Raw genomic sequence first — 12,329 nt, forward strand, 5'->3', positions numbered from 1 at the left:
TAAATAGTTTACACAAGTTGGATTCTGTTAAAAATTAGCTGTTACCCCAAACATAAAGCTTTTGGTAGCGGGGTTATTACGCCCTACGAAACCAATAAGGTTGGTGCCTGAACCAAAAGACAATGCCTCAGGGTCATATCCACGGAATGGCGTATTCAGGAACAGGTTAGTACCTGTAAAGCTGAATCTAACTCCGTTTTTAAATACAGTTTTACCTATCAGGCTTTTAGGAAGCGCGTAATTGACACTTACAGTTCGTAGGCGAATCCATGAAGCATCCTGAATATTTAACTTCGACCAACCATTAAAACGTGTAGAAGTTGATGGATTGTATAGGAGGTCGTCCAGATATACAGCTTTTGTATTAGGTACATAAGTCGATTTTCCGTCGGCTCCTTTTTGTTCAACAACACCATTGAAAACAACCTGCTCGTAGCGTCTTTCAGTTAATTTTATAGAACCACTACGAAGGGCATTTCTTTCGCCCAAATCGATGGCATCGCCACCGTGGCGCCACTCTAACAAGGCCGATACCGTTAAACCTTTGTAAGTAAAGGTATTGGTTAAGCCTCCGAGCCAGTCAGGCAATGCGTTGCCATATTGTGTAAGGGTTGTGCTGGTTACAGGGAAACCAGTTGAGGCATTAATAAGCATTTGCCCATCAGGAGCCCTCTGGTAGTCGTAGCCCCACAAGTCGCCGATTTTACTGCCCTGACGAATCCTGAGGCTACCTACTACGTTATCATAATAAGCAATCTCTTGTAATTCGGCTGGCATTTTTATTACCTTGCCCGACATCTTCGACCAGTTTAATGAGGCGTCCCAACTGAAATCTTTTGACTGGATAATTTTGGCAGTAGCCAATAACTCTACGCCTTTGTTACGGATAAGCCCAATGTTGGTATAATAGAAGGAGTATCCCGAAACGTTTGAAACAGGGGCGCGCACAATCTGGTCGCGGCTGTCCATGGTAAAGTAAGTAGCATCAATCATGAACCTGTTCTTGAAGAAACGTAGTTCTGTACCTAGCTCAATAGAAGTAGTACGTTCAGGTTTCAGGTTCGGGTCGGCAGTAGTAGCTCTACGGAAATACCCCGGAACAGTATTACCAAACGGGAAGTTATCAGTAATATCAAAATAATTGCCTGACACGTAAGGGTCTGTACCTTTACCCACTTGCGCCCACGAAGCCCGTAACTTACCATAAGATAAGGTATTGTTCCGACCAAAATGCTCGGTAAAAATATAACCTGCACTAAACGATGGATAAAAGAATGAGTTATTGGCCTGTGGCAAGGTAGAAACAATATCGTTTCGGCCAGTAGCATTCAGGTATAATATATCTTTATAGCTCAGTTTTGCATCGGCAAAGAAACTGGCTATACGGTAATGCGCCGGAGAGTAAAAGCGTTTTTGCTGGTTACGATAACTGCTGATGTCGTTTGTGAATGGGGCTTTCCAGCCTTCGCCACGAATATAATAGCTGTCAGGTCGTTCGCTGTTTACTAACGAATTTCCCACCATTAATGAGCCGCTCCAGTTTTTGCCAAAGTCTTTTTTAGCAGTTACGTACAGGTTCGAGTTTAGCTCTCGGTAATTCAGGAACTCGTTTACAAGGAAACCTTTTACCTGAATACCTACATCGAAAGTACTATCAACCTGACGGCTGCGGGTTTCGTTATAAGTATCGTAGGTTAGCTGATATTTGGCCGACAACCAGTCGGTAATATTATAGTTCAGCGTAATGTCGCCGATGTAACGGTTTACTTTATCGATACGAGGGCTTTTTTCAACCAGATAACGAGGGTTATCTGTAAAACCCGGAAGAATATTCTTCTGAGTGCCGTCTGGGTTCAGGTAATCGTTTACATCATACGTATTTGGCCAGTAACCTAAAGCACTGAAAATTGATTTATCGCCCGCTGGTGGACGTTTACCACCCGAATTGATATAGTTAAATGAAGCCGAAACCGAGAGTTTTTTGGTAATATTATACATACCGGCTACTTTGGCAGAAGTACGGCCAAAATCTGTATTCGGGATGATACCCATCTGGTAGCTACGGCCTAACGATAGGTAGATATTACCTTTGTCGTTGCCTTTAGTAAGCGTAATATTGTTATTGTTGGTAAGCCCCGTTCTGTAAAAACCACGGAAGTTATCATAAATTTTGTCGGTTGTGTTTTGGGCATCAAGTACTGGCCCGAACGATTGGTACGGCGTACGGCCCGGCCCTAACGGAATGAACTCGCCTAAACGACCTTGCAGATATGTTGTCTGAATAGACGGCGACTTGCCAAGTACATCGGCACTTACCGACGAAGAAACCGAAATATTCAGCTTGCCTGATTTACCTCTTTTGGTGGTAATAATAATAGCACCATTCGAGGCACGCAAACCATAAAGTGCAGTAGCCGATGGCCCTTTCAATACCGATATACTTTCGATATCGTCGGGGTTAATATCTGCGGCGCGGTTAGTGTTAGCAAACTGCTCGCCTGCACCCGGCGAGTTACTACCGGCACTTGGTAATGGATTACCCACGCTGGTTGAGTTCGAGATGATAATGCCATCAACAATAAAAAGTGGCTGGTTGTCGGCATTTCCGCTCAACGACGTTACCCCTCTTAAAATAATGTTTATACCTGCACCCGGCGCACCACCCGAACCTGTAATAACGGCTCCGGCAATTTTACCTTGCAAGGCTCCTACTATGTTCTGGTTAGCCGAACTCTTAATTTCATCGGCTTTTATTGATTGTATCGAGTACCCAATTGCCCGTTTTTCCTGTGTTTGCCCTAAGGCAGTTACCACTACTTCGCCTAGTGTTGAAGCAGAAGACACCATCACAACATTAATGTTGGTCTGGTCCTGAACCAATATGGTTTGGGTTTCCATTCCTACAAAACTAAAAATCAATTCAGTGCCCTTCGATGCCGCAATATTATAATTACCATTAGCATCTGTCACTGTTCCCACATTTTTCCCTTTGGCTGTTACATTCACACCCGGAATAGGCGTGCCGTCGTCTGAAGATGTTACTTTACCTTTAATTGTATTCTGTGCGGATACGCTCAAGGAAAGCAAAAGGCTGAGTAAAAAACCCAATTCACGTAGCTTTTTTTTCATAATGATATTAATATAGTTGGTTTTAGTTCTGTAAATGTAATAATTATATTTTTAATAGTTACATTCCGTAGGGTAGACGTATTAATGAATAATTATGCTTCTGTAAGCGGTAAAAGTTTCTCAGATTGGGCATTTTATTGAATAGAAAAGCCGAAAGGAGTAATACAAAAAATAAGTATTCTGCGAAAAAATATTAATATTTTTTTAATCGCTCCGATTAGTAAACCAATAACAGCGCATTAAATAAAATTAAAATTATATTAAAAAAACACGAAAAATAGCTACGTTTAATAAATATATTTTCGGTTTTTAAAAAATAGGCATACTTATTGTGATTTTTAAAAGGGGATTATTCTATAAAAAATCCTTTCTGTGGGTGCTTTTTTCGGTGCTTAACACAAAAACCTTAGCAGTGAGTAGGTTTTCTGTTTTAAAGGAGGGCAAAAGGGCTTTTGTGGTATGATTTTTTAGTTTCCCGAAAATATTTCAACTGCTATAATCAATTAAAATTTATTTCAGGGGTTCATCTTTATTTAGACAGAATTACTACACTTACCTGTTGGTATGATAGCAAATCATGGCTGAATAACTGAAAAAAAGATTGTTAGGTCTGACCGCGATTGTAAAACATAATATGGAAGAAACAAAGCTGCTTAAAGAACAGATTGAACAAGAACGTAATGCGCGCTTGCAGGCAGAGGCTCTCCTTGAGGAGAAAGCCAGACAATTGGCTCAGGTAGAAGAAAAATTCAATACCCTGAACAATCGTTTTGCACAGCAGATTAAGCTAGGCAATGCAGCATTGCAACAAAGTGAAAGTCGGTACCAGCAACTAATCGAATCCATACAAGATATTATCTATAAAATTACCCCTGAAGGTTATTTTACGTTTGTGAATCCGGTTGTGAAAAAACAACTCGGATACAACGAAGAAGAAATTATAGGTAAACATTTTACCGAGTTGGTAGCACCAGAGTACCGAGAGCCATTGGTGAAGTTTTACTTAGACATGATGAAGGAAAAACGGGGTAGTACTTATGCCGAGTTTCCGGCCATTGCAAAAGACAACAGCATTGTTTGGGTTGCCCAGACCGTACACCTTATTAAAGAAGAAAACCGTATTGTTGAGCTTTCGGCGGTGGCTCGTGATGTGACTGAAAGAAAAACTACTGAAGATATACTAAGAACTACGCAGGGGCGGCTGTCGGCATTAATTACCAATTTGCAGAAAGCCGTACTGGTAGAAGACGAAAACCGCAAGGTGATTCTTGTAAACCAGCTTTTCTGCGATTTCTTCGGCATTAGTTCTACGCCTGAGTCATTGATAGGAACCAACTATCTGGAGTCGCTGGAATCAATAAAAAATTCGTTCAGTAAGCCTGAGCAATTCGTTGAACGTATGAACGAATTAATGGCTAAACAACAAATTGTAGTAGAAGAAAAACTGACTACTACTGATGGCAGAGTGTTTGACCGTGACTACATACCGATATTTCTGGAAGGGCAATATCGTGGGCATTTATGGGAGTACGCCGACATCACACAGAAATACTTATCAGAAGAAGCTATTCGCAAAAGTGAAGAGAAATACCGGAAAATCATGGATAATATGGAACTAGGACTTTTAGAAGTAGATAACGACCAACGTATTGTGAGGGCGTATGACCGTTTCTGTGAAATGATTGGTTACCGGGAAGACGAACTAGTAGGTAAAATTGCACCAGAACTACTTATCTCAAAAGATTATGAGCGCGTTCTGAATACTGAGCAGGAAAAACGGGCGTACGGTAAGAGTAGTTCGTACGAAATGAAAATGATAAAAAAAGATGGTAGCGACCTGTGGGCTATCATCAGCGGTACACCTATTATTGATGAAGATGGCAAGACAGTGGGGTCAATAGGTATTCATTATGACATTACCAAGCGTAAGCAACTAGAACAGGAATTAGCTAAGGCCAAACAAATAGCCGAAGATGCACGCAGCGCCGAAAAACAGTTTCTGGCTAACATGAGCCACGAAATGCGCACGCCACTCAATGCTATTATTGGCATGACACACCTCTTGTTTGATACCCGCCCAAGCCAGCAACAAAAAGAATACCTCGATATTCTGAAAGGCTCGGCTGATTTTCTGTATGGCTTGATTTCCGATTTACTCGATATGGCTAAAATAGAAGAAGGCAGGGTTGAAGTAAAGAAAAACGTGTTCGATTTGGCCGGCCTTTTGCGTACTGTGCAACAAGTATTTAAAATTAAACTTGGCGACAGACCCATTGAACTTGACTTAATGATTGATGGCCAGATTTCGGGTAACTATCTGGGCGATAACCTGTTATTAAGCCAGATTTTGCAAAACATTGTGGGCAATGCCGAAAAATTTACCCATCGCGGGTCGATAGATATTATTGCCAAAGTCAAGAAAGAAGAAAACGATACTACATGGATTGAATTTAAGGTGTCGGACACCGGCATTGGTATACCCGAAGAAAAACTTGAGTTGATTTTTCAGAAATTTGAACAAGTTACACTACAAGGCAATAAACATAAAGGTACAGGGCTTGGTTTGTCTATTACCAAACAACTGATTGAATTACAGGGCGGAAGTATCTCGGTAAAAAGCCGCGAAGGCGAAGGTTCAACATTCATATTTGTGTTGCCTTTCCAGAAAATATCTGAGAAAACATCGGCTTCCAAAAACGAAAACACTTCTGAAACCCTTGAGGTAAGTCAGGTACTAGTGGCTGAAGATAACGCCATGAATCAGAAGTATATCAGTAACCTCTTGCAGAAATGGAACATTCCGTTTGTAATAGCACCCGATGGCGTAAAAGCTGTTGAATATGCCCAGAAACAGGCTTTTGATATAATTCTGATGGATATTCAGATGCCTAACATGGATGGCTACGAAGCTACTATAACAATCAGAAACACCGAAAATCCTAATAAAAATACACCTATTGTAGCCTTGACGGCTTCGGCTATGGTTGACCAACGCAACAAAGCAATGGCTGTTGGTATGAATAACTTTATTTCAAAACCATTTACACCGAACCTGCTACTAAATACCATTCAGGAATACCTCAATCAGAAAGATACTGATAACACCGATACCAAAACAGGAAATGGAAAAAAAGTAGAATTGAATCGTGCCTGTCTGGAAGAATTATACGGCGACGACAAAGACTACGCAGCCGATATGTTCCAGACTTTTTTGTCAGACGTAGTGCCTGACTTCGGTACTTTAACCGACCTCATTAACAAAGCCGACTGGGAAACCCTGGCAAAAGCAGTACATAAACTGAAACCAACTTTAGGCATGGTGGGGCTAACCGACCTCGAAAAAAGAATGCTTGATTTTGAAGATAAAATAAGGCAATTGCCCGAAACAGAGAAACTATTGAAAATTTGGAAAGATATTTACGATGATCTTCACCAAAGCCTTCCAACTATAAAAAATGAATTAGCCAAGTTACGCACATGAAATTAAAATGTATCATCGTTGAAGATGAAGTAATGGCTCGGAAATCATTACAGCGGCTTTGCGAACAACATGAATCACTTGAACTGGCAGGAGTTTTTGAAAATGCCGAAGATGCGTTGGTTTATTTATCAACAGAAAAAGTGGATATTATCTGGCTCGACATCGAAATGCCCGGCCTCTCAGGTTTTGATTTGCTGGAAAACCTGACAACCATTCCGCAGGTAATCATGACTACTACCAAAACCGAGTATGCCTTTGATGCCTATCAGTATCAGGTAACCGACTATCTGAAAAAACCGGTAATGCTCCCACGCTTTAAAATGGCTGTTGATAAAGTGCTTGAACTCCACGCACGTAAAACCAGCATTTCGCCGCAACGACAAGAAATTTATGTAAAAACAGAGGGGCGTTATATCCGTTTGCCGTATTCAGACATCTTGTTCATTGAAAACGTTGGTGACTATGTAAAAATCTTTACCAACGACAACGCCTATATTATTCATACTACCATGAAGTATCTGGAAGAAAAACTGGGCGACCAGTTTCTACGGGTACATCGCTCTTTTATTGTACATCTCGATAAAATCGTTGATATAGAAGAGAATAACCTCGTTATTGCCAAAAAGGTTATCCCTATCAGCCGGGCCAATAAACCTGAGTTGATGAACCGCCTTAATATGCTGTGAATTTATAATAAAGTGAGCCTGCTCATTAACCTGTTCCTTCTTCTTTTAGCTGGAAATATTTTTTTTATAAAAGAATATACTGGTACTTTTTTTGCTATAAATTCATCAAAAAAATAATAACTATGTTTGAGTTTAATGCTCATCTGGACGCCGATTATATCAACGAAATTTATGGCGGTGATTTATCAATTGTGCAGATTATGTTCAGCTCTTTTCTGGAAGAGAGCATTCCGGTATGGAATGAGATATACAACAAAATACTCGATAAAAACTACGTTGAAGTAGGGCGGCTGGCACACCAGATAAAACCCTCGTTTTCAATGGTCGGGCTTACGTTCCTGCATCCGAAAATACAGGCTTTTGAATCTTTTGCCAAGTCGGCCCCTGCACAGGAAGAACTGCTGAAACAATACCAGCAGATTGCCGTTGACATTAATCATGCAAAACTGGTTATTGAAGAAGACCTTAAGCGGATGGAAAGCCTCGTGTAAGGCTATTAATTAAACATATATCCCAATTATATCTTTCTGCTGCAACGCTGCTTAAGTAGCTTTCCTATTTATTTATATAATTACTGATAATGAAAACCTTCATCGAAATTCTTTTCTGGATTTGTATAGGCTTAGTTTTTTATACTTATGTTGGCTATGGTATTGTAGCTTGGCTGTTGGTTAAAGTGCGCAAAGCGTTGGGCATTACATTCCCGACTCTGAACGACCCTGACTTCCAGCCTCAGGTAACCCTCGTGATTCCGGCATATAACGAAATAAGTTGCATCGAAGCCAAAGTGAAAAACTCATTCTCGTTAGATTACCCCGCCAGTAAGCTAGATGTATTGTTTGTAACTGAAGGCTCAAACGATGGCACTACCGAGTACCTCGAATCGCTACAAGGGCAGTATCCTAACCTGAAAATCATAGGAGGGCATGAGCGCAAAGGAAAAATTGAAGCCATGAACATGGCCATCCAAACCATAAAAACGCCTATTGTTATCTTTACCGATGCCAATACCACCCTTAATAAATTGGTGATTAAAAATATTGTGCGCCACTTCAAAGACGAGAAAGTAGGTGCCGTAGCAGGTGAAAAACGTATCCAGACCGATGACAACGAAGCCGCCGCCGGAGCAGGCGAAGGCCTGTACTGGAAATATGAGTCTTTCCTGAAAAAGCTAGATACCAAATTGTATTCAGTAGTAGGGGCGGCTGGCGAGCTATTTGCCGTCAGAACAAACCTCTATGGGTCGGTCGAAAAAGATACCCTCCTCGACGACTTCATGGTTTCTTTAAGGGTAGCTGCCAACGGCTATCGGGTAATTTACGAACCACAGGCTTATGCTATCGAACGCCCCTCGTTTTCTATTCAGGACGAAATGAAACGAAAAGTTAGAATTGCCACCGGAGGGTTTCAGTCAATTGCGCGTCTGGCATTTTTGTGGAATATTTTTAAATATGGCTGGTTGTCGTTCCAGTACGTGTCGCACAGGGCTATGCGCTGGGCCGTGGCTCCTTTTTGCCTGCCCCTTATCTTTATGCTGAACCTCGCGCTTGTGTTTCTCGAAAACACCCCTGAACCCCTCAGCCTTTATAAAATACTTTTTCTGGCGCAGGTTGTTTTTTATGTATTAGCCTTGGTTGGCTATTGGTTCGAGAACCAGAAAATCAGAATAAAGCTCTTGTTCGTACCATTTTATTTTTCATTCATGAACTACTGTGCTATTAAAGGTTACAACCGTTACCGGCAAGGAATTACCTCTGGTATCTGGGAAAAAGCCAAACGAGCCCAGTAATTAACGGTACATATAAAACATATTTTCATCAGAACAGTTATTATTACTAATAGCTGTTCTTTTTATTTAAGGGTACTGCTTTTTGCGCTGTAATCAGGTTATATATAAAGGTTTTTCTTCCTCATTATCAGGCTTTTCGTTCAGGTTTTGTGCCTTGTTTAGGCTCAACCAAAAATACTTTTTGAAAAAGGTATAATTTTTGATAAGTATTTCCTGCGGAAAATACAATTGGGTACGATATTTGAGACACTAGCTTGTAAGCCATCGCGCTTTCCTGATTTCATATAACCCTTCATACAAAAAATGACGTGCTTGAAAAAATATTTCGTTCTTTTTGTTACTGTATTCACGTTTTTATGCAACAAAGCTGAGGTTTATGCCCAAACCCCTTCTGTTGATGCGGCTTTAACAAAAGCCTTTGCTACGGACGAACTACTACCATTGCTTATTGAGTCGGCTGTAAAAAACTCGGGAAATGTAAGACGCTTCGAGAAAAATATTCATTTGGCAGAGGCCAATCTGAAAATAAACAAGAATACCCTCTATAACGGGTTGTCGCTCATTTCGAGTTATTATTATGGCACTAACTATGCTGCCGTTGCCGATGCAACTGCCGCTACAAGTTTTAACCGATTAACCACCACCCAGACAGGCTTTTATAATGTTGGGGTGGGTTTTCAGTTGCCGCTTACAACACTGCTGAACAGAAAACATCTGGTAAAGTCTGCACAGATGCAGATAGAAATGATTGCCAGTGAGAAAGATAACGCCATACTTGGCGTAAAAGAAGAGGTAATAAGGCTCTATCAGGAGCTAAAACTGTCACAAAAGTTGTTGGCTATTACCAATAATAACAAACAGGGTTTGCAAATGAACTATAGTCTGGCCGAAAAAGAATTTGTACAAGGCCAAATTACAGTTGAACAGATTTCGAGAGTATTAGATATTAATAATAAAGCGAAAATGGAATATGAAACCGCTTTAAACAGGTTTCAGACGAATTTGATGCAATTGGAAAATTTTACAGGAGTTAGCATAGTGGAATTATTAAAGAGAGTAAAATGAGTTTTCTGCATTTTCTAAATCTAATTATTAAAAATCTAAAGTGGTTAATATTAATTCCCATAATTTTAGCCGCTACTATCTATTATTTTACCCGTCATGAAAAGAAAGTCTACGCATCAGAATCTACTATTTATACAGGCATTGCCTCTGGTTACAGCCTGAACGGGGCTATTAAAGCTGATTTTTACGCCACCAGTAATGCCTTCGATAACCTGCTTTCGTTAATTCAGTCGAGAGAAACCAAGCTCGATGTTGCCATTGGCCTATTGGCCGAGCATTTGTCGTTACCCAAGCATAACCCAGAAGTATTAACTTGGGGAGCTTATGACGACCTCAGCAAACTCATCCCTGACAGCGTAAGAAAAGCAGTAGTAAAACCTACCATTGCCCAAACACGCGCCGCTATTATGGCCTACATGAATAGCAGTGCCGATAACCCCATTTATAACCTTATTAACTCAAAGGCTGCTTATTATTCTATAAGTGCATTAAACAACATTCAGTCGACCCGTATTAATAGTAGTGACCTCATAAAAGTTTCTTATGAAACCAACGACCCTTTTATCTGTAAAAGAACGTTAGAATTACTGGAGCAGACTTTCGTAGAAAAATATAAAGCCCTGAAAGAAGGACAAACAGGCTCGGTAGTTGAGTATTTTGAAGAACAAACCAAAAAAGCCTTTGCCAAACTTGATTCAGTAGAACGGATTTTTCTGGAGTTTAATAAAAATAACGACATCATTAACTACTACGAGCAAACCAAAGCCGTAGCAGGTGAAAAAGAAAACCTCTATGCCTTGAACCACTCGTTAGAGATGGACGAAATGGCCTCGAGCAAATCGCTTGATAAAGTAAACGAAAGTATCAAGGGGCGGGTGTATCAATCATTATATAGCAGCGATATTATTAATGAAAGAGAAAAGCTCTCGGATGTCTACAACAAAATTGCTACTACCGAAATCCTGAATAAAGATAATACCGGTAAAAAACAGTTAGATAGCCTTAAGACCGTAGCCAATTCGCTCGAAAACAAAATACGTAACTCGCTCACACAGTTAAATATCGAGTCGAATACACCTAATGGTATCCCAACCAAAAACGTACTGGACGAATGGCTGAAAACTACACTTGCATTTGAGCAAAGTAAGGCCAAACTAACTGTAATGGACAAGCGTAAAAAAGAGTTTACAGAAGAATACCGGAAGTTTGCGCCACTTGGGGCTATTCTGAAAAAAATTGAACGACAAATAAGTGTTTCAGAGCAAGAGTACCTGCAACTATTGCACGACCTCAATCTGGCTAAGTTGTCGCAGCAAAACACCGAACTTACCTCAAAACTCAATGTAGTTGACCCTCCGTTTTTACCCCTCAAACCTAATGCGTCTAAACGCATGATACTTGTAGCCGTGGGTTTTATTGCTGGTTTTGTAGTGGTGTTGTCGGTTATTTTGGGTCATGCGCTTATTAACAAAACATTGCTTGAGCCTGCACGGGCCCTTAAAATTGTTGATTTACCTTTACTAGGGCTGTATCCGCTATTAAATGATAACCCGAAGTTTCTTGAAAAGGCCGACCTCCGTTTGTTACAACAATTATTGGCAAAGGTAAACCCGCAAGAAAAACCTGTTTATCTGGGTTTTATAAGTACCCAGAAAGGCGAAGGTAAAACTACTATTATAGATGTATTGGAAAAAGAACTCGTTGGGCTGAATTACACCGTCGAAAGGCAATTGCTCTTGCCTACTGTTGAATATAGGCAATTAGGTATTACCATGCCCCTGACGCTGGCTGCACACCAATGGGAGTGGGACGGCGAACGCACACTTGCTGAAAGACGAGGCAAAGATTTTGTATTGATAGAGTTTCCGGCACTTGATAAAACGGTTATTAAACCCGGGTCTTTCCCGCCGCTGAATCAGGCAGTTCTGGTATGTAGAGCCAATCGTATCTGGGATAAACGAGACAAAGAAATGGTTTCAATCTTTACAAGAACTACGGGTAGCAAGCCATCTTTTGTGCTGAATGGTGTAGAAACAGATTTCGCCGAAGAATATATCGGCGAGGTTCCAAAGAAAAGAAACGCGTTCAGGTCATTTATCAAGAAAATAGTAAAATTTGAATTCGGTAATCGGAAAGCTATTCGTCGGGGGCTTAACTAAGCCTGTAAAATAGCCGAAAT

The 12,329-nt window shown here is 40.6% G+C and carries 7 protein-coding genes; 6 read left to right on the plus strand and 1 reads right to left on the minus strand.

Going from position 1 to position 12,329, the window contains the following annotated elements; genetic code table 11:
* Positions 1-27 precede the first annotated feature (27 nt).
* Positions 28-3,129 carry a SusC/RagA family TonB-linked outer membrane protein gene (locus WAA15_RS10725; protein ID WP_337042740.1) on the minus strand — a complete coding sequence of 1,034 codons (3,102 nt, stop codon included), beginning with the start codon at positions 3,127-3,129 and terminating at the stop codon, positions 28-30.
* A gap of 634 nt (positions 3,130-3,763) precedes the next feature.
* On the opposite strand from WAA15_RS10725, the gene WAA15_RS10730 reads away from it, so the two are divergent.
* From WAA15_RS10730 to WAA15_RS10755, 6 genes are all read left to right on the plus strand, one after another.
* On the plus strand, positions 3,764-6,610 hold the full coding sequence (locus tag WAA15_RS10730) for a PAS domain S-box protein (protein ID WP_337042741.1): 2,847 nt from the start codon (positions 3,764-3,766) through the stop codon (positions 6,608-6,610).
* A complete protein-coding gene (locus tag WAA15_RS10735) occupies positions 6,607-7,296 on the plus strand; it encodes a LytR/AlgR family response regulator transcription factor (RefSeq protein ID WP_337042742.1) in 690 nt (229 codons plus the stop codon). The genes WAA15_RS10730 and WAA15_RS10735 overlap by 4 nt, the downstream gene beginning before the upstream one ends.
* A gap of 122 nt (positions 7,297-7,418) precedes the next feature.
* The gene (locus tag WAA15_RS10740) at positions 7,419-7,787 is read left to right on the plus strand and encodes an Hpt domain-containing protein (RefSeq protein ID WP_337042743.1); all 369 of its coding nucleotides are present in this window, start codon (positions 7,419-7,421) and stop codon (positions 7,785-7,787) included.
* Positions 7,788-7,876: 89 nt separating this feature from the next.
* On the plus strand, positions 7,877-9,085 hold the full coding sequence (locus WAA15_RS10745; protein WP_337042744.1) for a glycosyltransferase family 2 protein: 1,209 nt from the start codon (positions 7,877-7,879) through the stop codon (positions 9,083-9,085).
* Between the two features lie 312 nt (positions 9,086-9,397).
* Complete coding sequence (locus WAA15_RS10750) at positions 9,398-10,150, plus strand: TolC family protein (RefSeq protein WP_337042745.1); 753 nt, start codon at positions 9,398-9,400, stop codon at positions 10,148-10,150.
* Positions 10,147-12,309 carry a GumC family protein gene (locus WAA15_RS10755; RefSeq protein ID WP_337042746.1) on the plus strand — a complete coding sequence of 721 codons (2,163 nt, stop codon included), beginning with the start codon at positions 10,147-10,149 and terminating at the stop codon, positions 12,307-12,309. Before WAA15_RS10750 ends, WAA15_RS10755 begins: the two co-directional genes overlap by 4 nt.
* Positions 12,310-12,329 lie beyond the last annotated feature (20 nt).

The sequence above is a fragment of the Emticicia sp. 17c genome (genome assembly GCF_037153985.1).
Classification (GTDB): domain Bacteria; phylum Bacteroidota; class Bacteroidia; order Cytophagales; family Spirosomataceae; genus Emticicia.

Bases quoted from the DNA above. Each gene is read 5' to 3' on its own strand.
- WAA15_RS10725 (WP_337042740.1), bottom strand. From the start codon at position 3,129: ATGAAAAAAAAGCTACGTGAATTGGGTTTTTTACTCAGCCTTTTGCTT.
- WAA15_RS10740 (WP_337042743.1), top strand. From the start codon at position 7,419: ATGTTTGAGTTTAATGCTCATCTGGACGCCGATTATATCAACGAAATT.
- WAA15_RS10745 (WP_337042744.1), top strand. From the start codon at position 7,877: ATGAAAACCTTCATCGAAATTCTTTTCTGGATTTGTATAGGCTTAGTT.
- WAA15_RS10755 (WP_337042746.1), top strand. From the start codon at position 10,147: ATGAGTTTTCTGCATTTTCTAAATCTAATTATTAAAAATCTAAAGTGG.
- WAA15_RS10735 (WP_337042742.1), top strand. From the start codon at position 6,607: ATGAAATTAAAATGTATCATCGTTGAAGATGAAGTAATGGCTCGGAAA.
- WAA15_RS10730 (WP_337042741.1), top strand. From the start codon at position 3,764: ATGGAAGAAACAAAGCTGCTTAAAGAACAGATTGAACAAGAACGTAAT.